At 61.7% G+C, this 19343-nt stretch carries 19 protein-coding genes and 1 pseudogene; 13 read left to right on the forward strand and 7 right to left on the reverse strand.

Translation table 11 applies throughout. The annotated features are described in order from the left end of the window. Position 1 precedes the first annotated feature (1 nt). The 5 genes from trbC (at position 2) to ACM61V_RS18390 (ending at position 8001) form a co-directional block, all read left to right on the forward strand. Positions 2–748 (forward strand): type-F conjugative transfer system pilin assembly protein TrbC, encoded by a 747-nt coding sequence (trbC, locus tag ACM61V_RS18370; RefSeq protein WP_419714395.1) that lies wholly within the window; start codon positions 2–4, stop codon positions 746–748. A gap of 41 nt (positions 749–789) precedes the next feature. Next, positions 790–2610, forward strand: a complete 1821-nt coding sequence (locus ACM61V_RS18375) for a conjugal transfer protein TraN (protein WP_107395422.1) — start codon at positions 790–792, stop codon at positions 2608–2610. Positions 2611–2881: 271 nt separating this feature from the next. Then, positions 2882–3700: a conjugal transfer protein TraF gene (locus tag ACM61V_RS18380; RefSeq protein WP_211314409.1), complete on the forward strand. Its 819-nt coding sequence runs from the start codon at positions 2882–2884 to the stop codon at positions 3698–3700. Positions 3701–3765: 65 nt separating this feature from the next. After that, entirely contained in the window at positions 3766–5166 is a 1401-nt protein-coding gene (locus ACM61V_RS18385; RefSeq protein WP_026149935.1) for a conjugal transfer protein TraH, read from the forward strand. A 15-nt stretch (positions 5167–5181) separates the two neighbouring features. Beyond that, positions 5182–8001, forward strand: a complete 2820-nt coding sequence (locus tag ACM61V_RS18390) for a conjugal transfer protein TraG N-terminal domain-containing protein (RefSeq protein ID WP_419714396.1) — start codon at positions 5182–5184, stop codon at positions 7999–8001. Here the strand turns inward: ACM61V_RS18390 and ACM61V_RS18395 are convergent, their stop codons facing one another. From ACM61V_RS18395 to ACM61V_RS18405, 3 genes are all read right to left on the reverse strand, one after another. Continuing rightward, positions 8002–8280, reverse strand: coding sequence for a hypothetical protein (locus tag ACM61V_RS18395; protein WP_245896712.1), 279 nt, complete (start codon positions 8278–8280; stop codon positions 8002–8004). Between the two features lie 195 nt (positions 8281–8475). After that, on the reverse strand, positions 8476–9063 hold the full coding sequence (locus tag ACM61V_RS18400; protein WP_107394488.1) for a mobile mystery protein B: 588 nt from the start codon (positions 9061–9063) through the stop codon (positions 8476–8478). Then, positions 9060–9518, reverse strand: a complete 459-nt coding sequence (locus ACM61V_RS18405; RefSeq protein WP_107394478.1) for a mobile mystery protein A — start codon at positions 9516–9518, stop codon at positions 9060–9062. The genes ACM61V_RS18400 and ACM61V_RS18405 overlap by 4 nt, the downstream gene beginning before the upstream one ends. 566 nt (positions 9519–10084) lie before the next feature. On the opposite strand from ACM61V_RS18405, the gene ACM61V_RS18410 reads away from it, so the two are divergent. Further along, positions 10085–10507 (forward strand): DUF4197 family protein, encoded by a 423-nt coding sequence (locus tag ACM61V_RS18410; protein ID WP_107394477.1) that lies wholly within the window; start codon positions 10085–10087, stop codon positions 10505–10507. Positions 10508–10611: 104 nt separating this feature from the next. Beyond that, the gene (locus ACM61V_RS18415) at positions 10612–10830 is read left to right on the forward strand and encodes a hypothetical protein (RefSeq protein WP_107394476.1); all 219 of its coding nucleotides are present in this window, start codon (positions 10612–10614) and stop codon (positions 10828–10830) included. Positions 10831–10954: 124 nt separating this feature from the next. On the opposite strand, the gene ACM61V_RS18420 is transcribed toward ACM61V_RS18415, so the two are convergent. After that, on the reverse strand, positions 10955–11869 hold the full coding sequence (locus ACM61V_RS18420) for a HEPN domain-containing protein (RefSeq protein WP_170112582.1): 915 nt from the start codon (positions 11867–11869) through the stop codon (positions 10955–10957). Positions 11870–12002: 133 nt separating this feature from the next. Between ACM61V_RS18420 and ACM61V_RS18425 the strand changes: the two genes are divergently transcribed. Then, positions 12003–12512: a DUF123 domain-containing protein gene (locus tag ACM61V_RS18425; protein WP_170112581.1), complete on the forward strand. Its 510-nt coding sequence runs from the start codon at positions 12003–12005 to the stop codon at positions 12510–12512. A gap of 28 nt (positions 12513–12540) precedes the next feature. After that, the gene (locus tag ACM61V_RS18430) at positions 12541–14184 is read left to right on the forward strand and encodes a Na/Pi cotransporter family protein (RefSeq protein ID WP_419714397.1); all 1644 of its coding nucleotides are present in this window, start codon (positions 12541–12543) and stop codon (positions 14182–14184) included. A 35-nt stretch (positions 14185–14219) separates the two neighbouring features. Here the strand turns inward: ACM61V_RS18430 and ACM61V_RS18435 are convergent, their stop codons facing one another. Further along, entirely contained in the window at positions 14220–14567 is a 348-nt protein-coding gene (locus tag ACM61V_RS18435; RefSeq protein WP_107394472.1) for a hypothetical protein, read from the reverse strand. A 188-nt stretch (positions 14568–14755) separates the two neighbouring features. Here ACM61V_RS18435 and ACM61V_RS18440 point away from each other — a divergent pair. The 4 genes and pseudogenes from ACM61V_RS18440 to ygiD all read left to right on the forward strand — a co-directional run. Then, a pseudogene (locus ACM61V_RS18440) lies at positions 14756–14989 on the forward strand (acyl carrier protein); the annotation flags it as partial. Between the two features lie 72 nt (positions 14990–15061). Then, positions 15062–15487, forward strand: a complete 426-nt coding sequence (dksA, locus tag ACM61V_RS18445) for an RNA polymerase-binding protein DksA (protein ID WP_245896710.1) — start codon at positions 15062–15064, stop codon at positions 15485–15487. A gap of 257 nt (positions 15488–15744) precedes the next feature. After that, positions 15745–16152 carry a sensor histidine kinase gene (locus ACM61V_RS18450; RefSeq protein ID WP_107394470.1) on the forward strand — a complete coding sequence of 136 codons (408 nt, stop codon included), beginning with the start codon at positions 15745–15747 and terminating at the stop codon, positions 16150–16152. A gap of 269 nt (positions 16153–16421) precedes the next feature. After that, the gene (gene ygiD / locus ACM61V_RS18455) at positions 16422–17264 is read left to right on the forward strand and encodes a 4,5-DOPA dioxygenase extradiol (protein ID WP_107394486.1); all 843 of its coding nucleotides are present in this window, start codon (positions 16422–16424) and stop codon (positions 17262–17264) included. Between the two features lie 223 nt (positions 17265–17487). Here the strand turns inward: ygiD and ACM61V_RS18460 are convergent, their stop codons facing one another. Then, positions 17488–18657, reverse strand: coding sequence for a tyrosine-type recombinase/integrase (locus tag ACM61V_RS18460; protein WP_107394469.1), 1170 nt, complete (start codon positions 18655–18657; stop codon positions 17488–17490). After that, on the reverse strand, positions 18650–19225 hold the full coding sequence (locus ACM61V_RS18465) for a hypothetical protein (protein WP_146163395.1): 576 nt from the start codon (positions 19223–19225) through the stop codon (positions 18650–18652). The genes ACM61V_RS18460 and ACM61V_RS18465 overlap by 8 nt, the downstream gene beginning before the upstream one ends. Between the last annotated feature and the right edge of the window lie 118 nt (positions 19226–19343).

A 19343-nucleotide genomic window follows, 5' to 3' on the forward strand; every position in this document is an offset into this window, starting at 1 on the left:
GATGCGCACCTATCTCTGGGTCCCGGCCGCCATTCTCACCATAGCCGGCATGTCGGCGCTGTTGGCGCAGAACGTCGACGGGATCGACATTCAGGCGATCAAGCAGCGCTCGGCCGATCTCCAGGCCGATGCCGAGGCCTTCGTCAACCAGGTGAAGGACCGGGGCGATGCCTTCCGCGAGGATGCGGCGCAGTCTCGCGACGCCGGAATGGCGAACATGCAGCGTGTCGCGAAGAGCGACCTGCCCAAGGGCCCTGCCGGTCCCGTCGACTTCGATGAAATCGTCGCCGGCGCTGCCTCGAACGCGACAGCGGGCAAGGGCGAGGCGCCCCAGCTCATCGTCTTCGCCAGCCTCTCGATGCCGCCGCAGTCGCTGAAGAAGCTGATCGCCGATACCGCCAAGGCTGGCGGTGTGGTCGTCTTCCGCGGATTTCCCAACAATTCGATGAAGGAGTTCGCGACCAGCCTCGGCAAGATCGTCGACCGGCAGGACGATTTCGCCAATGTCGGCATCGATCCGCGGCTCTTCCGGGCCTTCGACGTGCAGGCGGTGCCGACCTATGTCGCGGTCTCGTCGGATTTCGACCTGTGCGCCGGCTTCTCGTGCCAGACGAAGGTGCCGCCCTATGACCGGCTCGTCGGCAACGTCTCGGTCGAATATGCGCTCGAGCAGTTCGCCGACGGCAACGGACCCGGTGCGCGGATCGCGGCCGTCGGCCTTTCCAACATGCGCAAGACGGCCCCGTGAGGCGCGCCCTTGCCTCTGTTGTGCTGTTCACCGCACTGGCGATGGGATCGCCGGCATTCGGGCAGATGACGCTCGATGAGGCACGGCAGCAAGGCAAGGCGCTCGGCACCGAGAAGCGGAACGACTCCACGCTGGTGCCGTCGAACGATGCACAGGCGGCCGCGGTGCCGGGCTATTCGGGCACGAACCTGCCGGAGGGTTCCTATTTCGACGATCCGGAGAGGCTGGAAGCGGCGGCCCAGTCGGCCAAGTCGTCGAACGAGCAATATCGCATCACGACCGACGCCGATCGCACCCGAGCGACCTTCAGCAATTCCGAGATCCTCTCGACGACGGCCCGCGCGACTTCGGTGGAAAATGACCCATCGACCTATCTCGCCGGCGAGTCGATGGGGGGAACCAAAGGGACGTGCGTGCCCCTGCCGCCCGCGACCGGCAGCGCGGGATACTACGAGGCGAGCTGCAACGCCGGCAGCAAGGTCACGACGGAGGCGCGAACCTGCAACGTCACCCTCGATGTTCGTGCCGAGCCGCGGACAGTCTACACCTATTATACGGGCCGGTTGAGCTTCCTGCCGACCGATGGTGGCCCTTATCCCGCGCGCGCCGCGTTCGACGACGAGATCGCATCGGGCGTTTGCTGGGAAAGCCGGGTCATCGACTATTGCGACAATATGAGCGCCTATGGGTACACAGCGGCGCCCAACTGCAAGAGCCTTGGCCATACTGCCGTGGAGGTCAAATGTACGGCGGAGGCCCAGGGGATCACGCCGGGCGAATACCATCCAGGCTATGTGCTCTCGACCGGCAACTATTGGCTGACCAAGCAGGACGAGCCGGCGGTGCCGGTGGTGACGCGCAACGAAGGCCTGTGTGCCGCGAACGCTGCTGACGCGAACTGCACGCTCGAGACCGAGGTCTGCACTTCCAGCGATCCGGTGACCAGGATCGTCAATGGCGTTCCCGTCACCCAGCCCTGCTGGGCATGGGAGCGCACCTATCAGTGTCATCGCATTTCATCGGCCAACGACTGCGGCGACCTCGAGGCAAACGGCAGCTGCACGTACCTTCGGACCGAATGCCTGGACGAGGAACCCGACGGGGGTCCCTGCAAGGTCGAGAACCGGGTCTACAAATGCCCGACGCCGTCAGGCGGCCCGAGCGATACGCCGCAATATATCTGCGGCGACGACGTCTATTGCATCAACGGCGACTGCGAGCCGATCGTTCGGGAAGCCTCCACCGAGTTGAAGGATGCGCTGGTCGCGCTCCATTCGATCGACCAGGCGGGCAAGGAGTTCGACGAGAATAATTTCACCGTCTTCAAGGGCAGTCGCGAAACCTGCCACAAGCCCGTCTTCGGGCTCATCAACTGCTGTGCTGGCAAGACCTCTGGTCTCCTTACCGTCGGCGCGGGGGCGGCGGCGCTGGCGGGTGGTCCCGCCGCGATCGCCGCGCTGGCGACGCCGTTCCTGACATTGTTCGCCTGTTCGCAGTCCGAGATGCAGCTCGACATCAAGGACCGCATGGGCCTCTGCCACAATCTCGGCACCTATTGCTCGTCGAGCTTCCTCGGAATCTGCAGCACGCGCCGCACCGCCTATTGCTGTTTCGAAAGCAAGCTCAGCCGCGTGCTCCAGGAGCAGGGCCGTCCGCAACTAGGCAAGGCCTGGGGCACCGCCAAGAAAGAGCAGTGCCTCGGGTTCACGATCGACGAATTTTCCCGCCTCGACCTGTCGGTGATGGATTTCACTGAGGTCTACGCGGACTTCATGGATGCCGCCAAGCTGCCCGATGAGGTCCAGACCATGACCGACATCCAGCAGAAGATTCAGAACTATTACGACCTTCACGGCAAGTGAGATGGGCAGGACCCCTCTCGTTGCCGCGGAGCCGCAGGACTAGCCCAAGGACATAGGACCATGCCGTTCTTCATCATCGAGCTGCCCGCCCTTCTTGCATCGCTCGCGATGCAAACCTCGCCGGCACCGCAGCCCCACCGCTGCGGCACGCCCCCTGTCAGCGTGGCTGACTGCTGCGTCCACCTCGTAGGCGGGGACGGCGGGACAGCAAGCCCGCCGCCCACATACCCTTCCGCGCATTCTGCCTCAGCCGATGAAAGGACGATGAGCGATGTCGATAATCGCTAGGCTTTCGACGCTGGTCGCCGTGGGCGTTGGCCTGGCGGCGCCGCTCATGGCGCAGAACGCGCCGCCGCCGTCCGATACCATCGAGCAGAGCCGGCCTGACGACTTCTACTGCGGCGAGCGAAAACTCGGCCAATGGTTCTATTGCGACAAGCCGAAGGCCGTCCCGCGGGAAGCGCCGGCAGCACCGCCACAGCAGAGCGCTGTCGACCGCATGGCGACGATCACCAAGCATCTCGACGAACTGAAGGCGAAGGCGATCCTTGAACCGTCGGAGGAGAATGTCATCGCCTATGTCCGCTTCCAGCGCGAGCAGCTCGACCGGGCATCGACCTTCTCCGATGTCTGGCAGCGCGCGCTGTGGCAGAATCCCGACATCGACTACACGCTGCAAAGGCCGGTCTCGACGGTCGGCAAGCGCGCCTGGCTCGATAACCGGAAGGCCGATCGTGACGCGGTCCTCACCAATCTGGGTCAGCGTTACGGGCTGTTCTATTTCTACGCCCAGAGCTGCGGCGCCTGCGAGCTGTTCGCGCCGATCCTGCGCTCGGTGACCGACAGCCATCGCATGGCGGTGATGGCGGTGTCGATGGACGGCGGTCCGAGCCGGGAATTCCCGAATTATGTCGTCGACTCCGGGCAGCGCGCCCGGATGGGTGTGCCCGGCAACGAAACGCCGGCGCTCGTCCTGTTCGATACCGTGACGAAGCGCACGATTCCGATCGGCTACGGCATTCTCAGCGCGGATGAGATCATGGACCGGATCTTCACGCTCACGAACACCAAGGTGGGGAGCGATTACTGATGGCACAGCATCGTAGCAAAGGGCGCGCGCGCCGCTTCTTCCGCTCAGCGGGCGCCTCCATGGCGATGGTCGCCGCGCTCAATTTCGCGATCGTCGGCGTGGCGCGCGCCGATGTCGCGTCCGAGATGAACAACTTCTTCTCGGACGCGGGCGGCGCGGCCAATGTCACCGGCCCCTCTGCCTATCAGGGTCAATCGGCTGGTTACTATTCGCTCGGGAACGTCTGGACCCGCTTCCCCCAGAAAAGCGTGCAGCCGTTCAACCTTCAGCTACCGAGCGCGCGGGCTGGCTGTGGCGGTATCGACCTCTTCAGCGGCAGTTTCTCGTTCATCAACGCCTCCGAGATCGTCGCGATGCTGAAGGCGACGGCCAACAATGCGCTGGGCTTTGCGTTCAAGCTCGCGATCGATTCCGTATCGCCGGAGATTGGGAAGGTGATGGATGAGTTCAGCCAGAAAGCGCAGCTCCTCAACCAGATGAATATCTCGAGCTGCGAGACCGCGCAGGCGCTGGTCGGCGGCATCTGGCCGCAGATGGATTCGACGCGGGCGACGATCTGCGAAGCCGTCGGCAACAGCCAGGGCGTGTTTTCCGATTGGGCCGCCTCCCGCCAGGGCTGCAATAACGGCAACCGGCGCGATTCCACCATCGCGGGCAATACCGACGCGTCGATGAAGGATCAGCTGGTCGGTGAGCCGCACAATTACACCTGGGAGGCGCTCAGGAAATCGGCCAAGTTCGGCGCGTTCGACCAGTCCTTCTCGGAATATGTCATGACGCTGGTCGGTACGGTCGTGACCACGCCTTCGACCGATCCCAGCGTCGGCGGCAAGGTCGTGATGTTCGGACCGGCGGAGGAGGCGGTGGTGACCGCGCTGCTCGATGGGACGGCGGACGCACCGCCGGTCAAGATGCTAAAATGCAATGACGAGAATTGCTACGACGTCGGCGAGCAGACGCTGTCGGTTCCTGCGTCCTCGGCGTTGCGCCCGCGCATCGCGACGATGATCAAGTCGATGAGCGATAAGATCCGCTCCGACACGCCGCTCAACGCCGCCGAGAAGCAGCTCCTGAATCTGGCGACCGTGCCGATCTACAAGATCCTGGCGGTGCAGGCCTATGCGCATTATGCGCTGACGGACGGCGAGATCCAGACGCTGTCGGAGATCGTCGCGGTCGATCTCTTGTCCGCTATGCTCGACAATATGCTGGACCGGGTCGAGCAGGCGAAGGTCCACTATCAGACCTTCGACCAGGAAACCGCGACGCAGTGGAAACAACAGATCGCGGCCACGCGCGCGAAGTTCAGCCAGCGTGACGTCCGACTGAACAACAAGCTGCAGGTGACGATGCAGATCATCAACCGCAGCATCATGCTGGAATCCACGCTGCAGAATTCGATGACGCCGGGCATGGCCTCCGCGCTCAATTTCTCGCGCGGGCTGAATGCGCAGGGGCTGAACTAGGGCGGGAGCGCGGCGATGCTGGAGGTCTTCACGGTCGGGGGCGGCGAATATCTCGTAAACGTGTTCAATGCCGTCGCGGCCTGGTCAGGCGGAGGGGGCTATCGCTCGCTCCTGCGGGTGGTGATGGTGATGGGCCTGATCTACTCGCTGCTCGTTGTCGCCTTCACGCTCAACTACAAGGCGTGGATGAACTGGTTCTTGCAGGCGACGGCCATTTACCTTTGCCTGATGGTGCCCACGGTCAGCATCAAGGTGACCGATCGGATCAACCCGAGCCTCGCGCCGGCGACGATCGACAATGTGCCGATGGGTCTCGGCGTGTTGGCGAGCTTTACCACCCAGGTCGGCGACTGGCTCACCCGCACGGCCGAGACCGTGTTTGTTATGCCGAGCGAGCTGAACTACTCGACCAACGGCATGGTGTATGGTGCGCGCCTGTTCGACGCGACGCGCAATTTCGTCGTTCGGGACGCGGAGTTTTCGACCAACCTCGAAAGCCACTTCAAAAACTGCGTCTTCGGCGACGTGATGCTCTATCAGAAATCGCTGACCAACCTCGCCAAGGCGCCCGATCTGTGGGCAGCGATCGGTCCGGGCTCGGAAGCGCGGTCGCAGGAATGGCTTGAGCGGCAGGGCGACGGCACCGTCCAGAATTTCATCATCACCTGCCGCCAAGCCTATCAGGCGCTCGACGCGCAATGGACGCCGATGATCGAGGCGAACGCGCCGCTCTGGGGAAAGGAGGTCTATCCCAAGCTCAGCAACGCGCTGGCTGCCGACAAGCTCAAGCATGACGTTCCGGTCGTGAACGCCGCTTTCACCGGCTCGGCGAGCAACTTCACCGAGACCATGCGGCAGAACACGGCGATCAATGCCTTCATGCAGGCGCGAAACAGCATGGCGGGCGGCAGCGGCGCTGCCGCCATCGACACGTTTGCGCAGACCCGTGCCGACATCCAGGCCCGCAACACGTACAATTCGATCGCGCAGCAGGCGATGGCCTGGGTGCCGATCCTCAACATCGTGTTGACTGTTGTCTTCTTCGCGATGTTCCCGGTCATCTTTCCGCTGTTCCTTATGCCGCAGACCGGTGTCGGGACGCTCAAGGGCTATGCCATGGGCTTCTTCTACCTGGCAGCTTGGGGCCCTCTCTACGTGATCCTGCACATGATCTGCATGACGAGGGCGGAGTCAGCGGCGAACGGTGTGGCTGGGGGAGGGGTGACGCTTGGCAGTTATGCCGGCATCGGGGCGGTCAATGGCGAGACGGCGACCATCGCCGGCTTCATGCTGATGAGCGTGCCGTTCCTTGCTGCCGGTCTCGCGCGCGGCGCAATGTCAATCGCGGGACAGTCCATGTCGATGCTAGCGCCCGCTCAGAATGCGGCGGAGGCCGCGGCGCTCGAGCAGACCACGGGCAACTATTCCTATGGAAATGTGAGCTGGGCGAACTCGACGTCGAACATGCGGCAGGCGGATCAGTGGACGACGGCAGCAAGTTACGTAAGCGGAGCGCCCAGCGTGGGCTTCCGCCAGGACAACGGCACCATGATCACGGGCTTCGGCGACGGACACGACGTGTTCGACATGTCCCAGGCCATGTCTCGGCTCGATGTGTCGCCCAATCTCAACACCTCGTTCTTCAATGAGACGCGCGAACAGGCCAGCGAGGCACATCGCCAGGCTGTCGGAGTGGAAAATCTTGCCAACGAAATTCGAACGGCGACCCACACCAACCGAAGCGCCTATGGAACTTCAACCGAACGGGCATCTGGTTGGGACTCGGGCAGCGGGAGTCAGGCTAACACGTCGATCGAGCGGTTTGACCGGAGAACCGGGACTACATCGGAGGGCCTTGAGGAACGCTCGACCATAGCTCAGAATGAGCGAGCTTCCAGAAGCCACGGCCAACAAGCCGAAACCTCAGATGTGGTGTCGGGAACAATTAGCGCAGGAATTGGTGGCGGAAGAGGTGGTGGTCAGGTCGGTCAAGGCGGTGGTCAGCGTGGCGGTCGTATCGCCTCGCCCGGGGCGGGCCTGATGGTATCAAAATCCGGCACTCAAAATGACCAAATGCGTTATGAAACCAACGACACCAGAAGCAGCGACAGCGGCAATACCTCTTCCAGCGGCTTCCGGGACGATCATGCGAACGGAACGGGTGCCTCGGTGTCTGATGGCACCTATTCTCGCGGTGGTTCGTTCAGTCGCGCCTCGAGAATGTCTTCGTCATCGATGAGCACGGAAGATGCGCTTGCGCTTGCGGATTCTTATTCTGAATCTGCGCGGAAGCTTGAGGAGCTCTCGCAACAGCTCTCGCGCGAGGCGAGCTATGCCGAAACGCACGGCATGCAGATGAGCCAGAATCTGAGCCAGGAGTTGGCCAACTGGTATCGTGCACAGCAAGCCGCGAACCCGGGTCTAAACGCACCGGAGCTATGGGCAACTGACCTCACGCCTCAGCAGCGACAAGTCCGTGAGGGCATGATCGCCCGCTGGATGCAGGATAGGCACGCCGCCATTCGTGGCGAAATTCAAAGCCTGCTACACGCGCCCGATCTGGTCGATGTCCATGCACCGACAATCGGCAGCGCAGCAGATGTCGAAAGACGCTATCACCCGCATGGCCTGTCTCGGCTTCCGGCTGGACCAGGAGGCGGTGATCCTGGCGCCGCTGGAAGAATTATTTCAGCCGGCAAAGCCGAGACAGATGACGCCCGCGCCGCAGCTCAATCGATGAGAGGCCAACGTGTGCAGGGGAACGTCGACCTGCAGGGCGAAGTCAATCAGGGATTAGATCATGACTTCTTCCGAGATCCAAAGCTCAGGCAATAATCAAGGAATGAAGTAGAAGAAGTAGCCTATAAATCCGATCATCAGCGTATAGGCCAAAGCATACCCTATTAGGCCGCCCTTAGTGGGCACCCCATTTTCGTCGGTGATGATTTCTATCGCCGGAATGTCTTCTTCCACAACGAGGTGGACCGGGAATCCCGATGCTTCGGTCCGGCGCAGCGTATCCGCATCTGGTCGTGCGATCCATACCATGCCGTGGAATTTACCGGTTTCGCGGCGACCTGGCAAGGACGAGGTGTTTAACAGCTTTAGCAGCACCGCAAGGAACGGCGCTCATTTCGGGATCCGCCAGCAGTAAGCGCGCTTCGTTTCCAGGAGAGGCGTCGTACGAAAAGCGCTTCGTCAAGGATTGGGATCGTACAGGATGGACCAGCGGGAAGGGGCTCAGTACCCGTCATATCGACGACCTGCGCTCTCGAAGAGAGCATTGTTGGGTCACGGGCGCGTCGGCCGTCAGTTTCTCGCGAAGGCAAGAAGCGGCGCCATGTCGTGGGAGTCAGCCGCGCGGAGGGCCGCGATGTATTCGGCGCGAAGCGTGCCGATATCGCGCAAGGTGCCGCCGCCCCAGGTGAAGGCCGGCTGACCTAATTCTTCGATCTGCAGGTCAGCGAACAGCCTGGCATGTCGACCATTGCCATTGGGGAATGGATGGATGGCGACGAGGCCGTGATGTAGCCGCGCGGCGATTTCATCCGGCGCGAAGGCCTTCTGTTCTATCCAGTAGCGGGCGTCGCGTAGCAGCCCGCCCAACCGAAGATGAATCTGCCGCGGATCGACCCCGATGTTCTTGCCGGTCTTCCGCGTTGTGCCCGCCCATGACCAGACATCGCCGAACATGCGCTTGTGCAGTTCGAACACGAAGCCCTCCGTCAGAATCTCGGTGTCACGACGGCGCACCGTCCATGCAACTGCCGCGTCGATATTAGCCTGCTCAGCCTCATTCAGGTCAGCGCGGGTCGTGATCCACGTCTGGAGAAGCCCCTCGCACTCTTCCGCGTCGAGTGGTGTCGCATCATCTGGCTGCGCGAACAGATCGGTCACGCGGACTCCCACAGGTCGCGATCGCGCAGCGCCGTCTCGATATAGGTCTGGACGCGAGCTTCGAGGTCTCGGTCGACGCGCTGATCTTCCAGGGCCATCGAATGCGACACGCGCCTGATTGCCCGGAACGCAAGCTCGCGAGCGCGCAGTTCGACCATCTCATTCAAGCTGGTCTTTGGGAGCAGCGCGTAGACGAGGACGCAATCCATCGCCTCGGCAGCGCGGCGCAATGTACTGAGCTGAATTTTGCCGTGCGCTTCGGATCGTTCGAGACTGACGATACCCTGCGCGGTCATGCCCAGCCGTCGGCCAAGCTGCGCGCCGGTCATACCAATGGCATCGCGGATGGCTCTGATCCACCCCTTCGGAGGGACAGTGAAGTGCTCGAGCGGTCTGATGGCGCCGAGCTTCTCATCCAGCCGATCTCTGGCTCTGGTGCGAATTTCCGATTTCATAAAGTCAGGGCTTTATCTTTACACATCCATATCTACCCACAGATTGATACCATGGTACAAAATATAAATCTATAAGCTTATCGCTCTCAAACTGGATAAAGCTTAAAGTTTATAATTGATGGGCTCTTTTCCTTCGCCGGGGGTGCTCATCGCGGCTACAGGTTAGCACTATGAAAGGCGCCCGTGGAAGCGTTGATGCGCTAAGGCGCTCTCGCTAAAGCGCCTCAGGTTCTGCGAAAGGTCGCGGGAACTAATCTCGGCATTAGGGTCGGCCTAACCAAAGCCAACGTGGGCAGCAGAAGGTTGAGTAACGCGATAAAAATTCTCCACCTTCGCAACCGGACTCCCGTTATCTTCCGAGTCCAACCTCCGCGCAAAACTGACTGACCGTACCAATTTGCCATCGAGGATGGACCACCCTATCCGTGCAAAACTAAATTCTAGATTTAGATATGCAAGGATGACGATCGAGCGTAGCGCCAAGAATGAGGTCAGGGGTGCCACTCATCGGTAGGCCGCTTGGCAGGGGCCTCGGCTCGGCGCTCGATGTCGGGCAGTAACTTGACTTGACGGACAATCTGGTTCGCAAGCTCAACGATGCCGCCGGAAGTGCGCCACGGGCCGGAAAGCCGATCTTCCGCTCGGCGATCGACCGCCTCAGTTTGTCCGACGTGCCCGGGATCGCGACCCAGAATGATGGCGCCACCCGATATCTTCAGCACAGTGCCGGCGACGAGCTCAAGACAACGTTGCGGCCGCTAATCGATAGCGCGCTGGGGGACACGGGTGCATTCACGCAGCTCGACCGGTTGTCTCGCAGCTCGAGCCTGCTCCGCATCGCCGGCATCACGCGAGATCGGCTCGGGAGCTCCGTCACGGATCAGGCCCCTCAGCTGCATCTTCAAATATATCGGCGCGGAGGAGGGGCGCCTGCGCGCCAACCCGCTCGGCGCCGCGGGCGGCTGCTGAACAAGGTTCTCGGGAAGTAGGGTGGAAGGCCCGGCCGGTTCCGCGACCACGCGCTCGTGGACCTGCTGCTGAAGAGCCCTTAGTCTTCGCACAACGCGCGCATCGCGTTCATTAGGGGATTATAATGGCAGGAAAAAACTTCACGAGCCTCCGCAAGCCGGCACCTGATGAGGCGCAGATCCGGGTCAATCCGGAGACTGGGAAGGCCTACATTTTCGTCGAGCGCCCGAAGGTGATGTCCCTGCCTACCGCGTCGCCGGAGGAAATCGCCGAGATCGTCGAAGCGCTTCGGAACGCCCCACCGACTTCCGAGCCCGCTGACAGGAATGACATTGGCGAGTGAAAGCGCATCCGGGATCATCGAAAATGCGCGGCACAAATGTGCCGCGCCGTGTGCCGCGCCAGTCTTTCTCACCGAACCGGGATGCGATAATTGATGCCGCCATCGTCTGAGGGATCCTGCCTACTCAATCGCTCACCACCGAGGATGCCTGAAGGCCCGAGAGGTGCCCGCGACAAAAGTTGCCCACCCGCCTGTACAGCATGGCGACGCGTTCCATCATCCACCCTATTTCGCGAGCTGTGATCGGGAAGGACGGCTCATAGCGGGCTTCGACGTAAGCGCGTCGAACCTGTGCGAAGCAGCGCCGCTCGAACCGGCTCGTTCGTGGCCAGACTGACCGAAGCCGTTCATCGAGTCCTTCCGCCAACCCGCGCAGCTCATCCAGGCTATGGGTTCGTCGACCGTGCAGCATCACCGTCCAGAAGACACATTGGTAGAGATGCTCGCATGCCTGGTGGAGCAGAAGGGCCGCCATGCGCATATTCCCCTCGTCGCGATAGAACGACGCGCCGGACAGAAAATCTTCCGCTCTTGGATACCACCGCTCAAATTCCGCACGGCCGCGCCAGCAGCGCTCATCCGATGGAAGATTACGCGGCGTCGCCAACGGCGTTCGATCGAGCTCGTACAGCACGATTCCGCGCCGCACGATCGAGGCGAGGTATGGCAGACCGGACACCAGGGCCCGGTTCACGTCCTGCAGGCAATGCACATCGAGTCGGATCTCGCGGGGTAGGACACCCCGCTCGCGATCGCGGCGGAGCCGCGCGAGCGCATGCCTCCAGTGCTGATCCTTGTCCGCCAGCTCGCGGTGATTCACGATCACAAGAACATCGATGCTCTCGGATGCTGCAAAGCCATCGCCTTCGGCCGTTGAGCGGGGAGCATGGACGATCAGCTTCAGAATACGACCAGCCTTGCGATGGGAAGCTTGCTTGCCCCGCATCGCTTCCTCGAATTCTTCCAGCAGAGCCGATCGCAGAGTGAGTAGTTCGCGGGAAATCTCGTCCGGCAGTCGCTCGATATCGAAATTCGTCATTTGCGCGCCCAAGTTCGGCGAAATTGCGATTCTCATTCCAATTGAGATCAGCGATTTGGACACCGATCGCAACCACTTGTGATAGACCCTGGGGATGCTCGGCCGATCCGCACCCCCAGCGTTCCTGGAGCATATGCGCCGCGCACTTGGCGGGGCCGGGCCGTTCGATCGGCAATCCAGTGATCGTGCGCCGAGTGCCGGTGGTTCCTATGTCCTGCTTGTCCATCTTTCCCGATCGCTGGAATTTGAGAGGCCCGGCCTGCGGCATCGCTTCGAGCCCGGATGGTATGGCTATGTCGGGAGCGCGCGGGGGCCCGGCGGCATTCGTGCGCGGATCGGACCTCATCTCTGCGCGGAGAAGGCGGTTCATTGGCACATCGATAGCCTGACGATCACGGCCGATATTGTTCTGGCGTTTTTTGTCGAGGGCGCCAGCGAATGCACGTTGAGCCATTCACTGCTTCGGTCCAGGTATGGCAGCCGTCGGCGGCGGGTTTCGGGAGCAGCGATTGCCGTAACTGCGCCACCCATTTGCTGGAACCTGATATGGCCGCCATCGACCGCGGTAATTGAACGATCCTGCGAATTCGAGTGGACCACGGGAAATCGGGAGACCAAGTCTGAAAGGGCGGGGCTGATCTAGCCAAGGAGAACAAGCGACGAGCATCACGTTGACCCTACTCGATCTGGGAGGCCTCGTCGCGCTCCTGCTCTGGGGCGTGCATATGGTCCAGACAGGTATTCAGCGGGCGCTCGGTCCTCAGCTCCGGGCGTTCCTCGGTCATAGGATGCAGAACCGGGCGACCGCGTTCTTCGCAGGCCTAGGTGTGACCGCGCTGCTTCAAAGTAGCACGGCGACGGCGCTCATGGTTAAGGGCTTCGCCTCCAGCGGACTGATCTCGCTGCGTCAGGGTCTCGCGGTCATGCTGGGGGCGAACGTCGGCACGACACTGATCGTACAAATCCTCTCGTTCGACGTCGCGTTGGTGGCGCCAATCCTGGTGCTCGCAGGATATCTGCTGTTTCGGAGAGGTCGGGCCGGTCCACGAGATTTCGGGCGGGTCCTCATCGGTCTCGGCTTGATCCTGCTTTCGCTTCACCAATTCCTGTCGGTTCTGGATCTCTTGGCAAGGAACGAATTCGCACGGACCTCCCTGCAGGTGCTCTCCGAGCACATCGTGTTCATCGTGTTGATCGGCGCACTGTTGGCGTGGGCCGCCCACTCGAGCGTGGCGATTGTCCTCTTGGCAATATCATTCGCGGCAAGCGGCGTTCTGAGTGTTGCCGCGGGTATCGCCCTGGCTCTCGGCGCAAACGCGGGCACCGCGATCAATCCGGTTTTGGAAGGTTCCACCGCCGATGCCGCTGCACGTCGGCTTACGATAGGGAAGCTGATCGGCCGGCTGGGCGGCGTTCTGCTCATTCTCGCCGTCTATCCCTTTGTAACCCCACTGATGACCGGTGTGGAGAGCGCGCCGGCGCGCGCAATCGCGAACTTCCATGTCGGCTTCAACCTCGCGTTGGCGCTCATCCTATTTCCGCTGCTCACCCCCTATGCCCGCTTGCTTGAGCGCCTCTTTCCCTCCGCGCAGATTGACGATGCGCCGGATGCTCCACGCTTTCTTGAGCCGATCACCGCCGAGACGGCTCCTGCGATGGCGTTGGCGGCAGCCACTCGCGAAGCCCTTCGCCTGGCAGATGTGCTCGAGGAAATGATCGCGGGGCTGCGCGCTGTGCTTGCGCAGCCTGATCGGCGCCGGGTCGAGGAGACGCGCGCGCTCGACGACAGGCTCGATCGCCTCAACCGCGCGATCAAGGAGAACCTCCTGGCGATCGAGGCCGAGCGGCTAAACGAGGAAGAGAGCGACACCCTGGCGAGGATATTGACCTTCTCGATCAATCTCGAACAGGCGGGCGACCTCATCGATCGCGGACTTCTGAACATGACACAGCGACGAATAAAGCGCGGTGTGGCATTTTCCCGGGAGGGCATCGCTGATCTGCTTGCTCAGGCGGACAAACTTCACGCAACGCTTCGGCGCTCGACCGCAGTGTTCTTGAGCGGCGATCCCATCGGCGCAAGGGCGCTTGCGTCCGAAAAGGAAGCTTTTCGTCGTCTGGAGGACGAAGCTATAGCCGCTCATTTCCAGCGTCTGCGGTCTGGAAACATCGATACGATCGAGACGAGCGCGCTGCATCTTGATGCTCTGCGGGATTTGAAGCGAGTGAACGGCCACTTGATCGAGGCGTCAGCCTATCCGATCTTGAAGAAGCGCGGTGAGTTGCTCGCATCTCGGCTACGTCAGGTGATTTGATGGATTGATATCGGCGTGGCGCGCTTGAAGTCTGATCACCTCGCGATCCAGCGGCGCCCTCCGGCGCCGATCGTCGCAACAAACGCCGCCGGCACGGTCAGGCCGGCGAGCCCGACGAGGCCCAGCGGGAGGAGACTAAGGTCGGAGCCGGAAAGCAGCACGATGGGCAATTGTGCAAAGATCAGGACTGCCGCCCAGCGCCATGGCCGGTCGGGAAACAGGATGCCCAGGCCAAGAGACGCGAGAAGCGAGATTGGATAGGCCACCGACCAGAAGAGCGGATTGTCCCAGGGTTCCGGGCGCGTACCTACCCAGGATGTGGCGGACCAGAGCGGCAGCCCAAGTGTGGCGGCAAGAACGAACGCCCTGAGACTTTGACTCATGTCATACCGCTCCGGTGATGCTCACCGCAGCTTTTACGGGGCAAGCGTTTGAGTTTCGCTTAACTTCGCGAATTGCTTGTGAGCGAGCCGATTCTTCGCTCAATATACCGGGTATAGGGCCAGGATGGGGACGAAGAAGGCCTGCCCCGTTCCTGTGTGGAGGTGGCCATTTCGGGCGGGACGGGGCGATGAGCGACATCGGCGAACAGGTACAGAAAATCACCGTTGAACATTTGGGCGTCTATCCTGACAAGGTGACGCCTCAAGCAAATTTCATCGATGATTTTGGAGTGGATAGCCTCGACGTCGTCGAGCTGGTCATGGCGATCGAGGATGAATTCGGTGTCGAGATTCCGGATGAGGACGCCGAGAAATTCAACACCGTCCAGGACGCGATCCGCTATATAAAGGCAGCGAAAGGCCAGGGGGGTGTTCGCTACGCCCAACATAAGGGCGCGGAGAGGAAACGAGGAAAGGCGCGTGAGGGTTAGGTAATGGCGAGTACGAGTATCGAGCTGCCGATGGATTATCGCCCGTCGGACGACGAAGAATTCATGTGTCCAATGCAGTTGGAATATTTCCGGCAGCGTTTGCTGGCCTGGAAGGCGCAGATCTTGAGCGAGGCCGAGACGACACTGAACGTCCTGCAGATGGAGGAACTGCGCAAGCCCGATCAGAACGACCGCGCGACGAGTGAGGCTGGGTGGTCGATCGAACTGCGCGCCCGTGATCGTCAACGCAAGGTCATCGCCAAGATCGATGCCGCGCTGCGCCGGATCGACGAGGGCGACTACGGCTATTGCACGGTGACGGGAGAGCCGATCTCGCTGCGGCGGCTCGAGGCGCGACCGATCGCGACGATGACGGTCGATGCCCAGGAGCAGCACGAGCGGGCCGAGAGAGTTTCGCGCGACGGGTGAGGGGGCACGGCTAGTCTTTTGGTCTGCGGCCGAAGAGCAACCGCCAGAACCCTCTGGGAGCTGGCGGCTTGGGCATCACGTTTGGAGAATGGTCTCCCGACGGCGCCGAGGCACCATCGGGAGTGGAGGCCCGAACTAAAGGGGGGCCGAGCCTCTCTTCTCTATAACGCTCCTCAGCAAGGTTTAAAGCCCACCGAAGGTTGATGGCTGCCAACTCTCTTATAACCATGACAATATCTCCGACCAGACGATGAATAGTGAAGAACCTTTTCGCGATGACCGACGGCATGATCCGTATGACCCCGCGCAGCGCCGATAGTCCGGACGAGATCGCTGAAGCGCTGTCGGGCCGCGTTCGCGCGCTCGCGATGGCGCATGGCTTTTTGCAGCGGCGCGTTCGTTCGATGGATTCGGAACGCTCGACAAACCTATGTGAGCTGGTTGAATCGATTGTCGCGGTCCATGAAGGCGCCGCCGCGGAGAGAACACCGCGCTTCCGTATCTGCGGCCCGGATGTGCGGTGCGGCGATCATGCCATCAACGGCATCGCGCTCCTCATTCATGAACTGGCGACGAACGCCGCCAAATATGGCGCCCTGAGCAAGGCAGAGGGTAGCGTTTCCATTGCCTGGTCTATAGCTGATGATCGGCTGGAGCTGGTCTAGCGCGAGACGGGCGGCCCTCCGCTCGACGGATCCCCCGAAAGGTCAGGCTTTGGCAGCACGCTGATGAAGCGGACGATCGAGCACCAGCTTCGCGGCACGATGCGGTACGACTGGTTGCGCCAAGGCCTCGCGGTCGAGATTTCGGTGCCAGCCGAGGCATTGACCCGCTAGGCTCCGGAACGCGGCAGGAAGTCCGGGGTGGCTCGATGCGCACCCTGACGTAACAGTGTGCACGCCGGGAGATTGATATGGACAGCAAGATTTCCCGCATGCCGGCGTTATTCATCGGTCACGGCAGTCCGATGAACACGCTGGAGGACAACGGCTACACCCGCGCGTGGCGCGAGATGGGCCAGCACCTTCCGCGACCGCGTGCGGTGCTCGTCGTATCGGCGCACTGGTTCTTTGGCGCGACGGCCGTGACGGCCATGCAGAAGCCGCGGACGATCCACGATTTCTATGGTTTTCCGCCGGAGCTTTTCGCGTTTGACTATCCAGCGGCCGGTGCGCCGGACGTTGCTCAGGAAATCGTAGAGGTTGTGAAACCCCATTGGGTCGGGCTGGATCGTGATCAATGGGGACTGGATCACGGCGCCTGGTCGGTTTTGGCACATCTTTACCCGCAAGCCGATGTGCCCGTGGTGCAGCTTTCTATCAACGCTTTGAAGCCCCTCGACTACCACCTCGATCTTGCGGCCCGTCTCGCGCCGCTGCGCGAGAAGGGCGTCATGATCGTCGCCAGCGGCAATGTCGTCCACAACCTGGGGAAGGTTCAATGGCAGCGCCCCGACGCGGCCTTCGATTGGGCTGAACGTTTCGACGATGCCGTGGTCGATCAACTCGCGCGCGACCCGGGTGACATCCTGCGCGTCGCGGATCATCCCGACTACGGCATGGCCGTTCCCACTCCGGACCATTTCATTCCGCTCCTGTATCTGGCGGGATTGGCGGCTGCGGAAGATATCGGGATCAGTCCGCTGCTGCGAGGCTATGCGATGGGCTCGATATCGATGACCTGCTACGGGCTCGGCGCGGATCTGACCCTCAGCGCGGACCCGTGCGATGCGGCCGATTTGCCGAGTGGGATTCCGCCCGAGCAAACCAACATGTGAGCCCGCTCACAAATCGACCGCCAGTTCGGCGACACTGGTGGGGCATCTGAGAGGGCTGAGTAGCCGCCCGCTCGCCACGATACTGGCTCGAATATTCAGGAGCACCAGCCTTCAACATGGCATTCAAGCGCTGGACCGGGATGACGCCGAGCGAGTTTCGCGCGCAGGCCGATCCGGGCGTCATCGCGTCGATCGAATAAGCCGCCATACCTAACCGCCCGGGTCAGCGGCGCACCCGCGAAAGGACACGCGCTGCGACGTTGCTGCGAACGGCGAGCTTACGGCCATAGCGCAACGCGGTTGTCGGAGAGCTCCAGCGCAGCGCCTGCGCGATGCCGGCGCCATCCTCGCCCGCAGCGAAAAGATCCTGGGTCAGGCCAACGCGGAGCGAATGGGTGGATAGGGCCTGGACGGCATCGCGCAGCTTTCCGGCGGGCAAAATGACGAGGCCCATTTCGTAGGCGGCCAGCGCTACGCGCCGATAGATCCCATTGACGCCTTGCCGGGTGAGAGCAGTCTTGCCGATCGTATAGATCGTTCGCGCCAACTCCATTTCGGGATCTGACTGACGAGCACGCCGGCGATCCACGCCCACTCTGCGGAACATCAGTCCTTGCTTGATGGAACTTGCGTCCTGCCATGCGGCAACCCGTCTCATCGTCTCGACCGACAGCCACGCCCAGGCGCCTTCCTGTTCCTGATCGGTCTTGGAGAAGGGGATGAAAAGGGTGGCCGAACCGTCTTCCTGAAGATCGATATGCTCCACTTCAACCCTGGTGAGTTCGCTGACCCGAAGCCCTGCGTCGTACCCGAGTGAGAGCAGCGCCGCGTCCCTTAGCCCTTGCAGGTCGCCGCCACAGGCGTCGAGCAGCGCGGTGATAGTGAAACCCTTCACGTCGTCGTTCAGTGGGCCGCCGAAACGCAACGGGGCGGCCTGTTTCTGCACGGCGCCTTTGCGGCGCCGATTGGCCCGCAAGGCATTGCGGACCATCGGATGATCGGTTGGCAGATCGTCTTTGTCGCTGTGACCGATCAGACGGTGGATGTTCGCCATGCTCGCCATACGTCGCGAGAGGGTGGCGGGCTTCTTCCCCTCCGCCTCGAGGTGACGAAGATACAGCACGAGACCCTCCGGGGTGGCGGGCAGCGGTGGCCGCTGATCACGGCGCGACCAATCAATGTAGCAATCGAGGTCGGCCGCGATCGCCGCCTTGGTCGCGTCGGCCATAGCCTCCAGCGCCGTCTCGACCTCCAGCTGACTGACCGGCGGGTAATCGGAGGGGAGGGAGGCCGCGATGGTTCGAAGCAAGCGTGTATCGGTCGGTTCGGCCGAGCCGCGTCGCCTCCGGGGGAGGTTGCCGGCATCCTGGCGGTGGATAACGATCTCACTCATCGGCTGAGGTTTCTTTGTGCGGAGAGCCGAAAGCCGAGACCATCCTTTCGCAGATTGGCTCAAGCCATTTTCCGACCCGATCGCGTGGCTCGTCCCAGACCGCTTTGCCGGCATAGCCGACCATCAAAATCCAGAACGCGATGAAGCCGGCGAACTTCGGGTTGTCACCATGCTGGTCAGCCGCAAAAGCTGCCATGGCGCCGCGCATTTGATCGAACATCATCGAAAGCCCGGCCAGCAGCCCCAGTCCGAAAAGGAAAAGCCACATCAGCTGCAGGTGTTGCCGCGTCAGGCAGGCCTTGGCGAAGCCGCCAACAGTGATCGACCAAAGGAATGTCGCACCCATCAACGCCGCGACCAGCCAGTCGCCTAGGGGCGTCAGGTGAACGATTCTTCCGTCGGTCGTGCCGGCATGCTTCGCGATTGCAGTGAGCAAACTGAGCGGCCCCACGATCAGACCAAAAATCCCAATAAGGTAGGCGCCGATCACAATCACCGATTTCAACGTCTTCTCGGCGTTTGGTATCACCCACGTACCTAGTCGTCGCCAGCCTGAACGCAGCGCCATCACCCCTTCCCCTTTCGCGCCTATACTTACCATAACCTCTCATTATGGTAAGTAAGAAAATCGCGCGGGGAGGGCGTTTTTCGGGCTTCTTGCCCAATGCGTTACCGGCGGCACGGTG

It is taken from the genome of Sphingomonas sp. TX0543 (assembly GCF_048565505.1).
Lineage (GTDB): Bacteria > Pseudomonadota > Alphaproteobacteria > Sphingomonadales > Sphingomonadaceae > Sphingomonas.

What these genes read in the sequence shown, in the direction of transcription:
- trbC (WP_419714395.1), top strand. Translation starts at nt 2, where the DNA reads ATGCGCACCTATCTCTGGGTCCCGGCCGCCATTCTCACCATAGCCGGC.
- ACM61V_RS18375 (WP_107395422.1), top strand. Translation starts at nt 790, where the DNA reads ATGGGATCGCCGGCATTCGGGCAGATGACGCTCGATGAGGCACGGCAG.
- ACM61V_RS18380 (WP_211314409.1), top strand. Translation starts at nt 2,882, where the DNA reads ATGTCGATAATCGCTAGGCTTTCGACGCTGGTCGCCGTGGGCGTTGGC.
- ACM61V_RS18385 (WP_026149935.1), top strand. Translation starts at nt 3,766, where the DNA reads ATGGTCGCCGCGCTCAATTTCGCGATCGTCGGCGTGGCGCGCGCCGAT.
- ACM61V_RS18390 (WP_419714396.1), top strand. Translation starts at nt 5,182, where the DNA reads ATGCTGGAGGTCTTCACGGTCGGGGGCGGCGAATATCTCGTAAACGTG.
- ACM61V_RS18405 (WP_107394478.1), bottom strand. Translation starts at nt 9,518, where the DNA reads ATGAAATCGGAAATTCGCACCAGAGCCAGAGATCGGCTGGATGAGAAG.
- ACM61V_RS18415 (WP_107394476.1), top strand. Translation starts at nt 10,612, where the DNA reads ATGGCAGGAAAAAACTTCACGAGCCTCCGCAAGCCGGCACCTGATGAG.
- ACM61V_RS18420 (WP_170112582.1), bottom strand. Translation starts at nt 11,869, where the DNA reads ATGACGAATTTCGATATCGAGCGACTGCCGGACGAGATTTCCCGCGAA.
- ACM61V_RS18425 (WP_170112581.1), top strand. Translation starts at nt 12,003, where the DNA reads ATGCGCCGCGCACTTGGCGGGGCCGGGCCGTTCGATCGGCAATCCAGT.
- ACM61V_RS18435 (WP_107394472.1), bottom strand. Translation starts at nt 14,567, where the DNA reads ATGAGTCAAAGTCTCAGGGCGTTCGTTCTTGCCGCCACACTTGGGCTG.
- dksA (WP_245896710.1), top strand. Translation starts at nt 15,062, where the DNA reads ATGGCGAGTACGAGTATCGAGCTGCCGATGGATTATCGCCCGTCGGAC.
- ygiD (WP_107394486.1), top strand. Translation starts at nt 16,422, where the DNA reads ATGCCGGCGTTATTCATCGGTCACGGCAGTCCGATGAACACGCTGGAG.
- ACM61V_RS18460 (WP_107394469.1), bottom strand. Translation starts at nt 18,657, where the DNA reads ATGAGTGAGATCGTTATCCACCGCCAGGATGCCGGCAACCTCCCCCGG.
- ACM61V_RS18465 (WP_146163395.1), bottom strand. Translation starts at nt 19,225, where the DNA reads ATGGCGCTGCGTTCAGGCTGGCGACGACTAGGTACGTGGGTGATACCA.